The sequence below is a fragment of the Streptomyces fildesensis genome (genome assembly GCF_016107395.1).
Taxonomy (GTDB): Bacteria; Actinomycetota; Actinomycetes; order Streptomycetales; family Streptomycetaceae; genus Actinacidiphila; species Actinacidiphila fildesensis.
In genome coordinates this window covers 95,022-110,548 of sequence record NZ_JAAIKO010000014.1, presented here as the reverse complement: position 1 = coordinate 110,548, position 15,527 = coordinate 95,022, and the positions used below count along the sequence as shown (strand labels likewise).

Here is a 15,527-nt window from a genome sequence, read left to right as displayed (position 1 = left end):
GCGACGAGGCCGTTCCCGGCCGGGTTCCGCGGGGGTGCCGACCCGGACGGGCCCTACGGCGCAGGGGCCTCCGGAGCCGCCGGGGGCTGGGCGGCGAGGGCCGCCGTGAGGATCGGCGCGGTCAGCCCGACCTGCCAGGCGCGCGCTCCGTAGCCGGTCAGTACCGCCGCGACCTCCTCGGTGGTGGCCTCGGCCGGCGGGTCCCAGCACAGCCGGCGCACGGTGTCCGGGGTGATCAGGTTCTCCTGCGGCAGGTTCAGCTCCTCGGCGAGCTTGCCCACCGCGGCCCGCGCGGCGGACAGCCGGGCAGCCGCCACCGGGTCCTTGTCCGCCCAGGCGCGCGGCGGCGGGGGACCGACGTAGGCCGGTCCCGGCTGCGGCAGCTCCCGCTCCGGCAGGGCGCGGGCCCGGTCGATCGCGGCCTGCCACTGGTCGAGCTGGCGGCGGCCCATCCGGTGCCCGAAACCGGGCAGTGTCGCGAGCACCGTCACGTTCGGCGGGCCCTCCAGGGCGGCCGTGACGATCGCGGCGTCGGTGAGGATGCGGCCCGGCGAGATGTCCCGCTCCTGGGCGGCCTGGTCGCGGGCCTGCCACAGCTCGCGCACCACGCCGATCTGCCGGCGGCGGCGGACCTTGTGCATGCCCGACGTACGCCGCCACGGGTCGACCCGGGGCGAGGGCGGCGGAGCGGTGGCGATGGCGGAGAACTCCTGCAGCGCCCAGTCCAGCTTGCCCTGTTCGCGCAGTTCCTCCTCGAGCGCGTCCCGCAGGTCGACCAGCAGCTCGACATCGAGCGCGGCGTACCGCAGCCAGGGCTCGGGGAGCGGGCGGGTCGACCAGTCGACGGCCGAGTGGCCCTTCTCCAGGGCGAACCCCAGGACGTTCTCGACCATGGCGCCGAGTCCGACCCGGGGGAAGCCCGCGAGCCGGCCGGCCAGCTCGGTGTCGAACAGGCTCTTGGGCCGCATACCGATCTCGTCGAGACACGGAAGGTCCTGGGTGGCGGCGTGCAGCACCCATTCGGTGTCGGTGAGGGCAGCGCCCAAGGTGGACAGGTCGGGGCAGCCGACCGGGTCGATCAGCGCGGTCCCGGCTCCCGTACGGCGCAGCTGGACCAGATAGGCCCGCTGTCCGTAGCGGTATCCGGACGCGCGCTCGGCATCCACGGCGACCGGACCGGAGCCCGCGGCGAATGCCGCGACGATGTCTGCGAGGGCCTCCGGGCTGGCGGTCACCGGCGGGATTCCCTCGCGCGGGTCCAGCAGCGGGACCGGCGCCGGGGCAGCCTCTGTTGCGGTCTCTCGGGCGTCGGTCACCCCCTAAGGGTATCCGTGTATCGCGAACGCCCGTCGACGGAACGTTCCGTCGACGGGCGCAGTGGTCATGCGGGGGTGTGGGAGGGCTAGTGGATGATGCCCGTACGCAGGGCGACAGCGACCATTCCGGCCCGGTCGCCGGTGCCGAGCTTGCGGGCGATACGGGCCAGGTGGCTCTTCACGGTGAGCGCGGACAGGCCCATCGAGACGCCGATCGCCTTGTTCGACTGGCCTTCGGCGACCAGTCGCAGCACCTCGACCTCGCGGCCGGAGAGCTCGCGGTAGCCACCGGGGTGGCCGGGCGTGCCGGGCGGGCGGCGCTGCATACGGGCGCCCGCCGAACCGACCGGCGCGGCGCCGGGACGGCCCGGCATGCCGCCGAGGTTGTTGCGGGTACCGGTGACGACGTATCCCTTGACGCCGCCCGCGAGTGCGTTGCGGACGGCGCCGATGTCATCGGCGGCGGAGAGCGCGAGGCCGTTCGGCCAGCCGGCCGCGCGGGTCTCGGCGAGAAGGGTCAGGCCGGAACCGTCGGGGAGGTGGACATCGGCTACGCAGATGTCGCGGGGGCTGCTGACCCGGGGCCGGGCCTCGGCGATCGACGAGGCTTCGATCACATCGCGCACACCGAGCGCCCACAGGTGCCGGGTGACGGTGGATCGGACGCGGGGGTCGGCGACGACGACCATGGCCGTCGGCTTGTTCGGACGGTAGGCGACCAGGCTCGTGGGCTGCTCGAGAAGAACTGACACCGGGCCTCCTGTGGCGAAGGGGGGACTGAGAGGGTCACAGTCTCCTTCGGCAGCAATTGCCCCGGCCTTTAGGGAATGATCACGATTTGTTGAGTAACAATTCCGGCAAATCGGACGCTCACTCGAACAAGATCATGTTGAGCGGCGGGTGGGTGCGCGGCGGAACCGCGCCGGAATACCGGGAAAACGGGCGGAAGTACGTGGATACCGGACGGGCAGTCAGCCGCGCCGCTTGGGCATCGGCACGACGCCGCCGGGCAGGTCCTGCGACTCATGGCCCTCGGTGGGCGGCAGCCCCGCGCACGCGCAGAGCAGATCGCACCAGGCCGCCAGGTGGTCCACGACGGCGGGGATCCCGTCCGGGCCCTCGGTCGGTGTCCAGGACGCCCGGATCTCGATCGCCGTCGCGTCGGGCCGCTCCGCGATCCCGCCGAAGTAGTGCGAGGAACTGCGCGAGACCGTGCCGCTCGGTTCGGTGTACTCCGCGCCGCGCGCCTCCAGGGCGCCGGTCAGCCACGACCAGCTCACCTCGGGCAGCAGCGGGTCCACCGCCATCTCCGGCTCCAGATCGGCGCGCACCAGCGTGACCAGCCGGAACGTACCGTTCCAGGCCTCATGGCCGTCCGGTTCGTGGAGCAGGATGAGCCGGCCGTCGGCCAGCTCCTCGCCGTCCACCACGACCGCGGCCTCCAGCGCGTACGCGTACGACGCGAGACGCTTGGGCGGAGCTGTCGTATCGATCTCCACTTCGGGCTGTACCCGCGCGGAACTCAACGCGTCTACCGCGCGCTGGAAGGGGAGTGGTGCGCCGTCCCCGTCCGCAAGGTGCCCGTGAACCGCTGCCATGCCCGGAAGACTAGGCCGCCCACGGCCTCCACGGGTGGAGCAACACCCGGGCGCGTGGGTCGCATCCCGGCGCGTGCGAAGATTCAACGCGTGAGTGCGCACCAGCAGACCGCTGCTTCCCCGTTCATCCGCGCCTGTCGGCGTCAGTCCGTGCCGCACACCCCGGTGTGGTTCATGCGGCAGGCCGGCCGATCGCTGCCCGAGTACCTCAAGCTCCGTGAGGGCACCGCCATGCTGGAGTCCTGCATGCGGCCCGACATGGTCACCGAGATCACGCTCCAGCCGGTGCGCCGCCACAAGGTCGACGCGGCCATCTACTTCAGCGACATCGTCGTCCCCCTCAAGGCCATCGGCCTCGATCTCGACATCAAGCCCGGCGTCGGTCCGGTCGTCGAGCAGCCGATCCGTACCCGCGCCGACCTCGGCCGGCTGCGCGCGCTCGAGCCGGACGACGTGAAGTACGTGACCGAGGCCATCGGGATGCTCACCGGAGAGCTGGGCGAGACCCCGCTCATCGGCTTCGCGGGCGCGCCCTTCACCCTCGCCAGCTACCTCGTCGAGGGCGGCCCGTCCCGCAACCACGAGCGCACCAAGGCGCTCATGTACGGCGACCCCGAACTGTGGGCCGATCTGCTGGACCGGCTCGCCGACATCACCGCCGCCTTCCTCAAGGTGCAGATCGAGGCCGGCGCCAGCGCCGTCCAGCTCTTCGACTCCTGGGTCGGCGCGCTCTCGCCCGAGGACTACCGGCGCTATGTCATGCCGTCCTCGGTGAAGGTCTTCGAGGCCGTCGCCGGCTACGGCGTACCGCGGATCCACTTCGGTGTCGGCACCGGCGAACTGCTCGGGCTGATGGGCGAGGCCGGCGCGGACGTCGTCGGGGTCGACTGGCGCGTTCCGCTCAACGAGGCGGCCCGCCGGGTCGGCCCCCACAAGGCGCTCCAGGGGAACCTCGACCCGGCGGTGCTCTTCGCCCCGACGTCCGCCGTCGAGACGAAGACCCGCGAGGTGCTCTACTCGGCGACCGATCTGCCCGGCCACATCTTCAACCTCGGCCATGGCGTCCTGCCCAGCACCGACCCCGACGCGCTCACCCGCCTCGTGGACTTCGTGCACCGCACCACCGAGGTCTGACGGGGCTCTCTACTCCTCGGTCACGGCCTCCGCCGTCACGTTCTCCCCGTCCGGCACCACGGCCGGCGGGGCGAGCCTGCGGCGGACGACGACGAAGACGAACCAGCCGGCGAGGCCCAGAGCGGCGAACGGCAGCGCCACCGAGAGCACGATCAGGATCCCGCGCAGCGTCACGTAGAAGGCGTGCCAGCCGGTGCCCAGCGCGTTCCCGACCGACTCCCAGAAACCGTCGTCCTTCTTCGGCGGCGGCGCGGAGGCGGGGTGTTCCGGCTCGGACAGCACCAGCGTGACGGTCGCCAGGTTCGTCCGCTCCTTCAACGACGCCTGCTGGGCCTGCAACGCTTCCAAATTGGCTTCCCTGGTGCTGAGTTCACCCTCAAGAGTGACCACGTCGCTGAGCTGCGTGGTCCGGCTCATCAGCTCCCGCACCCGCGCGAGGCTCGCCTGCTGCGAGCGGATGCGGCTCTCCACATCCACCACCTGGCTGGTGACGTCCTCGGTGCTGACCTTGCGTTCGATCAGCCTGCCGAGGCCGGCGAGATCGTTCAGCACCTTGTCGTAGGAGTCCGGCGGCACCCGCAGGGTGATGGTGGAGTGCTCCAGGCCCTGGCTGTCGCGGCTGGTGTTCTCGTCGCCCACGTAGCCGCCCGCGCCGGTGACCGTGGTCCGTGCCGACGCGAGGGCGGCGGCGACGCTGTCCTTCGCCTCGACGCTGAGCGTCGCGGTGCGCACCACGTAGTTCTGGGACGGCACGGGGGTCTTGGTGGTGGCGCCCTTCGCGGTGCCCGGAGCCGCGGACGGCGCGTCCACCGCACCCTTCGCGTCCGCCTGGTGCGGGGCCGAGGCGGCCTTGTCCGCGCTGTCGTCCTTCGCCGACGAGCCTGCGGCACCGCACCCCGAGACGGTGAGCGTGGCTGTCAGCGCGGCGGCGGCGAGGGCCGCGAAAGGTCTGCGGCGGATGGTGGTCGGCTGGCGCATCGAACTCCCCCAGAGATCGTTCACCGGCAGGAAACCGGTGATGGAACCGGTGTTGGCGATACGACGTGGAGAGGGCGGCCGGGGTTTCGGATCCCCGGTTCCGAAGCGGTCACGTTTAGAGCTCGTTCGGGAATCTGGGACAGTGGAGGCATGACCGACACACACCGCGGAACAGGGCATGTGATCGTCGTCGGCGGCGGCGTCTCCGGACTCGCCGCCGCCCACTTCCTGGCCGGAGGCGGCGCGCGGGTGACGGTGCTGGAGGGATCGGCCCGGCTCGGCGGAAAGCTGTACGCGGACGAGATCGCCGGCGTGCCCGTGGACCTGGGCGCCGAGTCGATGCTCGCGCGCCGGCCGGAAGCGGTCGCGCTGGCCCGCGAGGTGGGGCTCGGCGACCGGCTGGAGCCGCCCGCGGTGTCGGGTGCCGCCGTGTGGACCCGGGGCCGGCTGCGGGCGCTGCCCCAGGGGCACGTCATGGGAGTCCCCGGCGATCTGGGCCCTCTCGCGGCCTCCGGCCTGCTGTCACCCGCGGGCCTGGCCAGGCTGCCGCTGGACCACGTACTGCCCCGGACGAAGATCGGCGAGGACGTCGCCGTGGGTGAGTACGTCGCCGCGCGGCTCGGCCACGAGGTCGTCGACCGGCTGGTGGAGCCGCTGCTCGGCGGGGTGTACGCGGGCAACGCCTACGAGATCTCGCTGCGCGCGGCCATGCCGCAGCTCTTCGAGGCGGCCCGGTCGGGACGCTCCCTCATCGAGGCCGTGCGCGGTGTCCAGCGGCGCGCCGCCAAGGCCGCCCCGGACGGACCGGTCTTCATGGGCATCCGCGGGGGCGTCGGTCAGCTGCCGGTCGCCGTCGCCGAGGCGTGCCGGGCCGCCGGCGTCACCATCGAGACCGGCGCGCCGGCCAGGGAGCTGCGGCGCACCGCGGGCGGCTGGCAGGTCACCGTCGGCGACCGGGTGCTCGACGCGGACGCCGTCCTGATCGCCGCGCCCGCCCCGGCCGCCGCCCGGCTGCTGGCGGCCGAGTCACCCGTCGCCGCCGCGGAGCTGTCGGCGGTGGAGTACGCCAGCATGGCGCTGGTCACCATGGCGTTCCGGCGGCGCGACGTGCTGCGGATGCCGAAGGGCACCGGCTTCCTGGTGCCGCCGGTCGACGGAAAGACGATCAAGGCGTCCACCTTCTCCTCCCACAAGTGGGGATGGATCAACGAGGCCGGACCCGACACCTTCCTGCTGCGCACCTCCGTCGGCCGGCACGGCGACGAGGCGGACCTGGCCTGGGACGACACCGATCTCGTCCGCCTGTCGCGGCGCGACCTGGGCGAGGCCATCGGGCTGTCCGCGGCGCCCGTCGCGGCCCGTGTCACCCGCTGGGACGGCGGACTGCCGCAGTACCCGGTCGGTCATGTCGAGCGCGTCGCCAGGATCCGCGAGCAGGTCGGGAAGCTGCCGGGGCTCGCGGTCTGCGGCGCGGTGTACGACGGGGTCGGGATTCCGGCCTGTGTCGCCAGCGCCCGCAAGGCGGCCGACGAGGTACTGACCTCCCTGGCCACGACCCTGGCGACAGGCGGCGCGCGGGACACGGGAGAATGACGGCATGACTGACTCGACTGCTGCTCCCGACGCCCCGGACAGGACTCCGAACGCCGGCAAGAAGGCGAAGGATCTCAACGAGATCATCCGCTACACCCTCTGGTCCGTCTTCCGGCTGCGCGACGTGCTGCCCGAGGACCGCTCCGGATACGCCGACGAGGTGGAGGAGCTGTTCGCGCAGCTCGCCGCGAAGGACGTCACGGTACGCGGCACCTACGACGTGTCGGGGCTCCGGGCGGACGCCGACCTCATGATCTGGTGGCACGCGGAGACCGCGGAGGCGCTGCAGGAGGCCTACAACCTCTTCCGCCGCACCCGGCTCGGCCGCGCGATGGTCCCGGTCTGGTCGAACATGGCGCTGCACCGCCCCGCGGAGTTCAACAAGTCGCACGTCCCGGCGTTCATCGCCGACGAGACCGTGCGCAAGTACGTCAGCGTCTACCCGTTCGTGCGCTCCTACGACTGGTACCTGCTGCCCGACGAGGACCGCCGCCGGATGCTCGCCGACCACGGCAAGATGGCGCGCGGCTTCCCGGACGTGCGGGCCAACACCGTCCCGGCCTTCACGCTCGGCGACTACGAGTGGATCCTCGCCTTCGAGGCGGACGAACTGCACCGCATCGTCGACCTGATGCGGCACCTCCGCGCATCCGAGGCACGGATGCACGTACGCGAGGAGGTGCCGTTCTACACCGGGCGGCGCAAGGAGATCGGCGAGCTGGTGGCCGGCCTGGCGTAAGGCTGGCGCTACGGCTTGGGCTCGGGATGCGGACCGCACGTCGGCGTGCGGTCCGTTCCCGTTTCACCGCGCAGGAGATACGCGTCGACGCGGTTGTTGACGCAAGTGTTGGAGCCGTACGCCACGCCGTGCGAGCCGGAGCGGCGCTCGGTGAGGAGCACGGAACGGGGCAGCCGGCGCTGGAGTTCCACGGCGCCCGCGTGCGGGGTCGCGGCGTCGCGCTCGGCGGAGACGAGGAGCACCGGCGGCAGTTCATGGCCGAACGTGCGCACCTCCAGGGGCTGCCGGTGCGGTCCCTTCCAGAAGGCGCACGGCAGGTTCATCCAGGCGTTGTCCCAGGTCTCGAAGGGGGCGGTGCGGGCCAGCGCGGTGTTGTCGCGGTCCCAGGTGAACCAGTCGCGCGGCCAGGGCGAGTCGGCGCACTCGACGGCCGTGTAGACCGCGTTGCCGTTCTCGTTCTCGACGGCCCTGGCGGGGTTGGGGGAGGCCTCGGTGATCAGCGGCTTCGGGTCGCCGTGGACATACGCGGACAGGGCTGCGGCCAGCTCCGGCCAGGTGTCGTCGTAGTACCCGGCGCCCAGGTAGGCGGCCTGCAGCTGGCCGGGGCCGACCACGCCGCCCGCCGGCCGCACGGCCAGCTCGGCGCGCACCGCGTCGTAGGCCTCCTGCACCTGCGTCCGGTCGGTGCCCAGGTGGTACGCGGAGTCGTACTTGGCCACCCAGTCGCGCCAGTCGGCCCAGCGGATCTCGAAGGCGGCGTCCTGCTCCAGGTTGGCCTGGTACCAGATCTGGCGCGGGTCGGGATCGACGACGCTGTCGAAGACCATGCGGCGCACATGCCGGGGGAAGAGCGTCGCGTACACCGCGCCGAGGTACGTGCCGTAGGACGCGCCGTAGAAGTTGAGCTTGCGTTCGCCGAGCGCGGCGCGGATGACATCGAGGTCGCGGGCGCTGTTGAGCGAGGTGAGGTACGGCAGCAGATGCCCGGAGCGCCGCTCGCAGCCTTCGGCGTACGCCTTCGCGTCTTCGATCCGGGCCTGCTTGTCGCGCTCGCTCGTCGGCCGTGGGTCGCGGGTGGGGGCCTTGACGTAGTCCGCCGGGGCTTCGCAGGAGATGGGCGCGGACCGGCCGACCCCGCGCGGGTCGAAGCCCACGAAGTCGTAGGCGCGGGCGGCCTTGGCGTACTCCTTGACCTTCAGGACGCTGAACAGCGGGAAGTACAGCCCCGAGCCGCCGGGTCCGCCGGGGTTGTAGACCAGGGCACCCTGCCGCTCGCCGGCCGGCCCGGTGGCGGCGACCCGGCTGATGACCAGGTTGATCCGCTCGCCGTCCGGCCGGGCGTAGTCCAGCGGTACTGACACGGTGCCGCACCGGACCGAGGCGGGCAGCCGGGTCGCGCCGGCGCACCTGCCGAACGTCACCCCGGCCAGAGCGGCGCGCTCGGCGGCGACGGCCGCGCCGCGCGCCTCGGCCACCCGGTCGCCGTGCGGCGGTCCCGGCGCCGCCGATCCGGGGGGAGCGATGGCCAGGGTGCTCAGCGCCAGGGTTCCTGCGACGCCGTACAGGGCAATTGATCGCACCGATGATCCTCTCGTGTCAGGTCATGACAAAAGGGATCCTTGGGGCGGTGGTGGATGAAGTAAAGGACAAGCGGCGGGTGTCGTCCCCGACCACCCCGGCCGGGGTGGTCAGCCGAGCGCGGCCCGCTGCGCCGGGTCCAGCAGCGCGGCCGGGCCGCGCACCGCCAGCGCGCTGAGCGGGCCGGGGCCGTCCGGAACGGCGCGCAGCGCGTCCTGCCCGGCAGGGGAGGCCCAGCGGGTGTACGGATGGACCTCCACGCGGGCGATGATCCAGCACCCGGTGGTCAGCAGCAGCGGCAGCGCGAACCAGGCCTGCGCCTGGCCACCGTCGGGCTGCCCGCCCGCCGACAGGACCAGGGCGGCGCCGGCCATCAGCAGGTTCAGGAGTATGGCGCCGCGCACCTGCCGGATCCCGGCGGTGACGCTCTCCCGGGCCGCCGCCGGCACCGCGAGGCCGTCGCCCACGAGCCGTTCCCCGAGGGCGCGGATGGCGCCGGCCGCGGCGTGCGCCACCCGTATCGCGGCGACCGGGGACTGGCCGTCCGGCCCGATGGAGGCGATCAGCGACCGTTCGAGATCGTCACGGCCCTCGGCGTCGACCACTGTCGCCCACCCGGTGTGCGCGAGCAGCAGCCGCTGCTCGCCCGCCATCGAGACCAGCGTCAGATCGGTGACCCGGCGCGGTCCGCCGGACAGGAACGCCGTCTCGTACAGCCCGAGTCCGGCGACCTGGGGCCGGCCGCCGGGCCCGGCTGCGGGCAGAGCGCCCGCGGCGATCGCGGCCCGGCACAGACGCGCGCAGGAGACGACCGCCGCGACGCACGCGACGAGAAGGAACAGCATCCACATAAGGGATTTCTACTCGACGGTAGTGACACTCCGCCGGGAATTTCGCGGATCGACCCGTGCGGCGGCCGGCCCGTTACGAACTGCTGCTGCCGCAACTGGATCCCGAGCTGGATCCGCAGCTGGAACCGGAACTCGAACCGCAGCTCGACCCCGAACTCGAACCGCAACCGGATCCCGAGCCGCCGCCGCAGCTCGACGCGGATCCGCCCCCGCCACCGCAGCTCGACGACGACCCTCCGCAACTCGAAGCGGAACCACCGCAGCTGGTGCCGCCGCCGGCCCAGCCGCCCGCGGCATCGCCCCACGAGCCCGGGTCGGACGCGTCGGACGACGGCTGCGAGGACTGCGCCAACTGGTCGCGCAGGACGGTGTCCTGGATCGAGGCGGCACCGGCCAGCGCGAACAGCATGGTGGCGTCCGAGCCGGTGGAGGCGGTGCGGGAGGCCAGCAGCGGACGGTTGCTGAGCCGCAGCCCGTGCAGCACCCGCTTGCCGGCCGGTGTGAGCCGGCCGCGCGGCGCCGAGCACGTCAGGAGGACGAAGAGCCCGACGGCGAGCCCCGGCAGCACCCGGACGAACAGCGGCAGCCCTGAACCGACGACGAGGTGCGGCATCACCTCCGCCAGCGACAGGAACAGCAGCAGGCACCAGACGGTCTTGTGCAGCGTCGACACCCGCCGCCATCTGCGGTGCACCTCGGGCTGGAAGAACAGGCCGCGGCGGGCGAGCCGGTCGCCGATCGACTGCACCGGAGATCCGGTCAGCACCGCTGTACGGACCTGGCGCAGGCCGCCGCCCCACTCGGCGCCGCAGGCCTCCAGCAGGGCGGTCTCGACCGGATTCGATGCGACCGGCCGGAGCACGGTCAGCTGTCCTGAAGCGTCCACGGCGATCCGGCCGTCCGCGTGCATCGCCGCGATCACGGTGTCGGCGACCCGGCCCGGACCGCCGGCCAGGAAGGCGGTCTCCAGCGGATCCCGGGGGATGTCGCCGTGGTACGGCCGGGTGAAGCGGCGGGCGCGGATCTTCTCCCCGACGAGGTACGCCGAGGTGGCGGCGATCAGCAGGTACACGGTGAGCATGAGGCCGGTCATGACGTTCATCGAGGTCACCTTCCCGGCAGCGCGGTGCGCGCGGCGTCCATGATCCGGCCGAACCGGCCGAACCGGCCGAACCGTCCGGTCCGCACGAGGCGGCCGGGGCGGGCGGCCGCGGACAGCGGCGCGGGACCCGAGCGCTCCCGCCACCAGCCGTCCAGCAGACGGCGGGTGGCGTCGTCGAGCGCTTCCGCGTCATCGTCCAGCACATGCTCCGCGAAGCACAGCGCGTCGAGGCGGTAGCCGCCCTGCAGCGGGTGCGTGGCCGCGTACCGCAGGAAGGCGGGACGGTAGCGGTCGCCGAGGATTTCCGGCAGTTCCGGGGCCACCTTGGCGGTCACATCGGCGCGCTTGGCCGCGAGGGCCCGCGACTGGACGCCGATCCGGCCGCGGTCGAAACCCTCCGGGACGGGGGTGCCCGCCACCAGCGCGGAGAGCAGCGCCGTCTGCGCGAGCGCGAGCCGCTGCCGTGCGGCGGCGCTGTCGGCGTCAGACACAGTGCGCCTCCTGGGGCCGCTCCGCCGACGGGACACCGCGGATCGCCGCGAGTTCCGCGGCGAGTTCGGCCGCGGACGGGAAGTTGTCGTCCCGCTCCAGCAGGACGCCCGGCGGCCGGATCCGCTCGCGCAGCGCCGCGAGCACGTTCAGCACCGGCCGGGTCACCGGATGGGCGTGCGTGTCGTGCCAGACGCCGTCCTTCTCGGTCCCGCCCGCCACATGGACGTAGGCGATGGCCTCCAGCGGCAGTTCGTCGAGCACCGCGACCGGGTCCTCGCCCCGGTTCACATGGTTGGTGTGCAGATTGGCGACGTCGATGAGCAGCCGTACGCCGGTGCGCTCCACCAGCTCGTACAGGAACTCGCCCTCGCTGAACTCCTCGTCGGGCCAGCCGAGCAGCGGCGCGATGTTCTCCAGCGCGAGCGGCACGGGCAGCGCGTCCTGCGCGATGCGGACGTTCGCGCAGAGCACGTCGAGCGCGTCGCGGGTGCGGGGTACGGGCAGCAGGTGCCCGGCCTCCAGCCGCGGCGAACCGGTCAGCGGCCCGCCGGCCCGCACGAACGCGATGTGCTCGCTGACGAGCGGCGCCCCCAGCAGCCCGATCCGCGTGGCGAGCGCCGCCAGCCGGCCGGGGTCGGGGCGCTCCGCGCCGCCCAGGCCCAGCGAGACCCCGTGCGGGATCACCGTCGTGCCGCTTTCGCGCAGCCGCCGCAGCGGTTCCGGGAGGTGATCGGCGCAGAGGTTCTCCGAGACGACCTCCACCCAGTCGACACCGGGCAGCTCCGCGATCGCGTCCGCGATCTCCGGCCGCCAGCCGATACCTGTACCCAAGTCCTTCATGCCGTCCCCCTCCGCGTTTCCCGCACACGCCGTGCCGGGGTGATGGCCCCGCCGGGACCGGGCGAACCCTGTGGGTGGCCGGTTCAGAGCTTGATTTGAGGTTCCCGTGCCGGTGCGGGCCCGTCGCCCGCCCGGTGTCACGCGCTGGTGGTGCGGCGCAGCGGGAGGTAGTCGGAGACGACGGTGCAGGAGCCGGGGACGATCTCGGTGAAACCGGCGTCGCGCACCACGGGCAGGCCGGAGCCGGTGAGCGCCGGCCATTGGGCGGGCGCCGGAGTGCGGACCGCGAGCGGGAAACCGGCGTCGCGCCACGCGGTGCGTTCGGCGTCCGTCAGTTCCCACCAGGCGAGCTGCGCGCCGTGGCCCGCCTGGGCCATGGCCTTGCCCGCGGACATGTCGAGCTCCGGGTTCATCCAGAGCACCGGCAGCCCGGCCTCCGCCACGGGCGGGGGTTCCGGATCGTCCAGTTCGGTGCCCGAGACCTGGAGCTTCGCCAGCACCTTGGGCCAGCCGTCCAGCGGGACCGGCGGATAGACCCGTACCTCGGCCTCCAGCCCGGTCACGGTGATGCCCGGCAGATATCCGGCCCGGCGCCACTCCGAGCCGCGCGCCCGGCGGACGACCTTGCGGATCCGGGCGTCCTGCCAGTCGCGTACCGCCTCGGCCCATTCGCCGTCGCCCGCGGCCCGTTCGTCGGACAGCAGGGTGAGCACGGCGCGCGCCGCGGTCTCCAGGGCGTCGGTGCGCGCCGGCGGGTCGTCCTTCTCGATGCGGACGACGAGCGGGAGGACGAACTGGGGCGCCGCGTCGCGGTCGATGCTGGTCACGGCCACAGTCTGCCACCGAGCAGGGCGCCGGACGCGTTCGGTCCGCCGGGGCTCGCCGCCGCGCCCGCCATCGGGTCCGCCCAGCCGGGAACCGCCGACGATCTACGATGACCGGGTGGATACGGCCGCGATACGCGTTCCCAGCGAGCTCGACCCGGTGGCACGGGTCGAGCGGATGGCGCTTCCCGCCCCCGGCGACCCGCCGCGGCTGTGGCTGGTGAACGCGGCCCGGCACGCCGACTTCGCGGCGCGGCTGGCGTCCGACGTCCTCGACCCGCAGGAACTGCGCAGCGCCGCGGCGTTCCGCGCCGACGCCGACCGGGACTGCTACCGCGCCGTGCACGTCGGACTGCGGCTGCTGCTCGGCGCCCAGCTCGGCAGCGCCCCCGGAAACGTACGGCTGGTCCGGGAGGACTGCCCGGGGTGCGGCGGGCCGCACGGCCGTCCCGCCGTGGCGGGCGGCGGTGTGCACTTCTCGCTGTCGCACAGCGGCAGCTTCGCCCTCCTGGCGTTCGCCGCGACCCCGGTGGGGGTGGATGTGGAGACCGTCCCGTCCGATGACGCGGTGGCGGACATCGCCTCCGTGATGCACCGGGTGGAGATCGCCGAACTCGGCGCCCTGGAGCCGCCGGAGCGGCCCGCCGCCTTCGCGCGGGCGTGGGTGCGGAAGGAGGCGTACCTCAAGGGGCTGGGCATCGGTCTCGGCCGCGACCCCTCGGCGGACTACGTGGGGACCGGCGAGACGCCCGCGGCCGGCCCGGCGGGCTGGTCCATCGCCGACGTGGCCGTGGGGGAGAACCGCGCCGCCGCGGTCGCCGTGGCCGACCCGGGCGCGGCGGACATCACGCCCTCCGCAGCCACCGCGCACTGAACCGGCGCTCCGTTCTGGACGGGACCGGCGTCCTGCTGGTCCTGGGCCGTCTCCACCTCGGGAGCCGGCTCCGTCTTCGGGGCGTCCTTGAGGATGAAGTACGTCGCCAGGAAGCCCAGCGCCACGAACCCGGCGGAGAACAGGAAGGCCAGGCTGTAGCCGTCCCGCAGTGCCGAGATGTTCTCCGCGCCCTTGTCGAGCAGGGAGTTGCTGCGCGAGGTGGCCACGGTCGCCAGGACGGCGAGGCCGACGGCGGCACCGGACTGCTGGGCGGTGCTGTTGAGGCCGGAGGCGAGACCGGCGTCCTCGGGAGCGGCGCCGGACATCGCCCGCATGATCACGGCCGGGACCGCGAGACCCATACCGAAGCCCTGGATGACGAGCGTCGGCATCACGTGCTGCCAGTAGTTGCCGTCGACCGGTGCGCGGCTGAGCAGGACCAGGCCGATGGCGAGGGCCGCGAGTCCGGTCAGCAGGACCCGGCGGGTGCCGTAGCGGATGGTGAGCTTCACGGAGAAGAACAGCGACATCGTGCCGATCACCAGCGGTGCGGGCAGGAAGGCGAGTCCGGTCTGCATGGAGTCGAAACCGAGCACCCGCGCGGCCCCGCTGCGCTGCCGGTGAGCGCCGCCTCGGGAAGGGCGTCGCGCAGGGCGTCCACGAGAGCGGGCGTGCCCTCCGTGTCCGCGGTGCCGCCGAAGACGTAGAAGTCCGGGCGGACCAGGACGGCACGCGCCCCGATGCCGTTCAGATACGCCGTGTACGTGCCCTCGGTGTCGACGACCGCGCCGCCGCGCGCCTGTTCGGCCGGCGTGCCGGGCGGCAGCAGCCGCACCAGGTGCGCACCGACCCTCTGCAGCGGGTGCCCGTGCAGGCCATGGGCCCCAGGGCCTTGGCGGGGAGGGGGTCGGCGGGCGAGGATGGCGATCATGAACAGTGACCTTTTCGCGGCCGAGAACATGGCCAAGCCGGCCACCGAGCCCGGTATGACCCTGGAGAACGCCAAGTCCGTCAAGTACGCGGTGAACGGCGAGTGTTACGCCCGCCAGGGTGCGATGATCGCCTTCCGCGGCAACCTCCAGTTCGAGGTGAAGGGCCAGGGCGTCGGCAAGTTCCTCAAGCGCGCCTTCACCGGCGAGGGACTGCCCCTGATGTCCGTACGCGGCACGGGCGAGGCGTGGTTCGCGCACGAGGCGGCCAACTGCTTCATCATCAGCCTCGATCAGGGCGACGCCATCACGATCAACGGGCGCAACGTGCTCTGCTTCGACACCACGCTCGACTACGAGATCAAGGTGGTGAAGGGCGCGGGCATGGTCGGCGGCGGCCTCTTCAACAGCGTCTTCACCGGCCACGGCCGGCTGGGTGTGATCTGCGAGGGCAACCCCATCATCATCCCCGTCAGCCCGCAGTCGCCGGTCTACGTCGACACCGACGCGGTCGTCGGTTGGAGCGCCCACCTGGAGACCTCCGTGCACCGCTCGCAGAGCTTCGGCTCGATGCTGCGCGGCGGGTCCGGGGAAGCGGTGCAGCTCATGCTGCAGGGCGACGGGTTCGTCATCGTCCGTCCGAGCGAGGCCAAACCCGTCCAGCCGGCCGCCCACTGAC

At 72.9% G+C, this 15,527-nt stretch carries 14 protein-coding genes and 2 pseudogenes; 5 read left to right on the top strand and 11 right to left on the bottom strand.

Annotation, left to right across the window (positions count from 1 at the left end; all coding sequences use genetic code 11):
* Positions 1-53: 53 nt before the first annotated feature.
* The 3 genes from C6N31_RS20670 to C6N31_RS20660 form a co-directional block, all read right to left on the bottom strand.
* Positions 54-1,316 (bottom strand): HRDC domain-containing protein, encoded by a 1,263-nt coding sequence (locus tag C6N31_RS20670; protein WP_138354286.1) that lies wholly within the window; start codon positions 1,314-1,316, stop codon positions 54-56.
* Between the two features lie 86 nt (positions 1,317-1,402).
* Positions 1,403-2,068, bottom strand: coding sequence for a response regulator transcription factor (locus C6N31_RS20665; protein WP_138354287.1), 666 nt, complete (start codon positions 2,066-2,068; stop codon positions 1,403-1,405).
* 219 nt (positions 2,069-2,287) lie between these two features.
* Positions 2,288-2,914 (bottom strand): DUF3000 domain-containing protein, encoded by a 627-nt coding sequence (locus C6N31_RS20660; RefSeq protein ID WP_138354288.1) that lies wholly within the window; start codon positions 2,912-2,914, stop codon positions 2,288-2,290.
* Between the two features lie 81 nt (positions 2,915-2,995).
* Here C6N31_RS20660 and hemE point away from each other — a divergent pair, with 81 nt between their 5' ends.
* Entirely contained in the window at positions 2,996-4,048 is a 1,053-nt protein-coding gene (gene hemE, locus C6N31_RS20655; RefSeq protein ID WP_138354348.1) for a uroporphyrinogen decarboxylase, read from the top strand.
* A gap of 9 nt (positions 4,049-4,057) precedes the next feature.
* On the opposite strand, the gene C6N31_RS20650 is transcribed toward hemE, so the two are convergent.
* Entirely contained in the window at positions 4,058-5,026 is a 969-nt protein-coding gene (locus C6N31_RS20650; RefSeq protein WP_187145047.1) for a DUF4349 domain-containing protein, read from the bottom strand.
* 150 nt (positions 5,027-5,176) lie between these two features.
* Here C6N31_RS20650 and hemG point away from each other — a divergent pair, with 150 nt between their 5' ends.
* Together hemG and hemQ are read left to right on the top strand one after the other, a co-directional pair.
* Positions 5,177-6,619 carry a protoporphyrinogen oxidase gene (hemG, locus tag C6N31_RS20645; RefSeq protein ID WP_138354290.1) on the top strand — a complete coding sequence of 481 codons (1,443 nt, stop codon included), beginning with the start codon at positions 5,177-5,179 and terminating at the stop codon, positions 6,617-6,619.
* A gap of 4 nt (positions 6,620-6,623) precedes the next feature.
* Positions 6,624-7,358 (top strand): hydrogen peroxide-dependent heme synthase, encoded by a 735-nt coding sequence (gene hemQ, locus C6N31_RS20640; RefSeq protein ID WP_138354291.1) that lies wholly within the window; start codon positions 6,624-6,626, stop codon positions 7,356-7,358.
* An 8-nt stretch (positions 7,359-7,366) separates the two neighbouring features.
* On the opposite strand, the gene C6N31_RS20635 is transcribed toward hemQ, so the two are convergent.
* The 5 genes and pseudogenes from C6N31_RS20635 to C6N31_RS20615 all read right to left on the bottom strand — a co-directional run bounded on the left by C6N31_RS20635 (position 7,367) and on the right by C6N31_RS20615 (position 13,048).
* Positions 7,367-8,938, bottom strand: a complete 1,572-nt coding sequence (locus tag C6N31_RS20635; protein WP_138354292.1) for an alpha/beta hydrolase — start codon at positions 8,936-8,938, stop codon at positions 7,367-7,369.
* Between the two features lie 108 nt (positions 8,939-9,046).
* Entirely contained in the window at positions 9,047-9,787 is a 741-nt protein-coding gene (locus tag C6N31_RS20630) for a TIGR04222 domain-containing membrane protein (RefSeq protein WP_138354293.1), read from the bottom strand.
* Between the two features lie 73 nt (positions 9,788-9,860).
* Positions 9,861-10,889: a TIGR04222 domain-containing membrane protein gene (locus C6N31_RS20625; protein ID WP_138354294.1), complete on the bottom strand. Its 1,029-nt coding sequence runs from the start codon at positions 10,887-10,889 to the stop codon at positions 9,861-9,863.
* A 5-nt stretch (positions 10,890-10,894) separates the two neighbouring features.
* Positions 10,895-12,221, bottom strand: a pseudogene (locus C6N31_RS20620) (MbnB/TglH/ChrH family RiPP precursor modification enzyme).
* Between the two features lie 137 nt (positions 12,222-12,358).
* Complete coding sequence (locus C6N31_RS20615; protein WP_244809482.1) at positions 12,359-13,048, bottom strand: aminoacyl-tRNA hydrolase; 690 nt, start codon at positions 13,046-13,048, stop codon at positions 12,359-12,361.
* A 115-nt stretch (positions 13,049-13,163) separates the two neighbouring features.
* On the opposite strand from C6N31_RS20615, the gene C6N31_RS43980 reads away from it, so the two are divergent.
* Positions 13,164-13,919 carry a 4'-phosphopantetheinyl transferase family protein gene (locus C6N31_RS43980; protein ID WP_307811500.1) on the top strand — a complete coding sequence of 252 codons (756 nt, stop codon included), beginning with the start codon at positions 13,164-13,166 and terminating at the stop codon, positions 13,917-13,919.
* A 113-nt stretch (positions 13,920-14,032) separates the two neighbouring features.
* On the opposite strand, the pseudogene C6N31_RS43975 reads toward C6N31_RS43980, so the two are convergent.
* Both C6N31_RS43975 and C6N31_RS20605 read right to left on the bottom strand, forming a co-directional pair.
* Positions 14,033-14,497 (bottom strand): annotated as a pseudogene (locus tag C6N31_RS43975) (MFS transporter); the annotation flags it as partial.
* Positions 14,458-14,850 carry a hypothetical protein gene (locus C6N31_RS20605; RefSeq protein WP_138354296.1) on the bottom strand — a complete coding sequence of 131 codons (393 nt, stop codon included), beginning with the start codon at positions 14,848-14,850 and terminating at the stop codon, positions 14,458-14,460. The gene C6N31_RS20605 and the pseudogene C6N31_RS43975, both read right to left, overlap by 40 nt.
* Between C6N31_RS20605 and C6N31_RS20600 the strand changes: the two genes are divergently transcribed.
* Positions 14,849-15,526: an AIM24 family protein gene (locus C6N31_RS20600; protein WP_198357954.1), complete on the top strand. Its 678-nt coding sequence runs from the start codon at positions 14,849-14,851 to the stop codon at positions 15,524-15,526. The two genes, C6N31_RS20605 and C6N31_RS20600, sit on opposite strands and share 2 nt — an antisense overlap.
* Position 15,527: the final 1 nt, after the last annotated feature.

Bases quoted from the DNA above. Each gene is read 5' to 3' on its own strand.
- C6N31_RS20660 (WP_138354288.1), bottom strand. From the start codon at position 2,914: ATGGCAGCGGTTCACGGGCACCTTGCGGACGGGGACGGCGCACCACTC.
- C6N31_RS20650 (WP_187145047.1), bottom strand. From the start codon at position 5,026: ATGCGCCAGCCGACCACCATCCGCCGCAGACCTTTCGCGGCCCTCGCC.
- hemG (WP_138354290.1), top strand. From the start codon at position 5,177: ATGACCGACACACACCGCGGAACAGGGCATGTGATCGTCGTCGGCGGC.
- hemQ (WP_138354291.1), top strand. From the start codon at position 6,624: ATGACTGACTCGACTGCTGCTCCCGACGCCCCGGACAGGACTCCGAAC.
- C6N31_RS20630 (WP_138354293.1), bottom strand. From the start codon at position 9,787: ATGTGGATGCTGTTCCTTCTCGTCGCGTGCGTCGCGGCGGTCGTCTCC.
- C6N31_RS20625 (WP_138354294.1), bottom strand. From the start codon at position 10,889: ATGAACGTCATGACCGGCCTCATGCTCACCGTGTACCTGCTGATCGCC.
- C6N31_RS20600 (WP_198357954.1), top strand. From the start codon at position 14,849: ATGAACAGTGACCTTTTCGCGGCCGAGAACATGGCCAAGCCGGCCACC.
- C6N31_RS20605 (WP_138354296.1), bottom strand. From the start codon at position 14,850: ATGATCGCCATCCTCGCCCGCCGACCCCCTCCCCGCCAAGGCCCTGGG.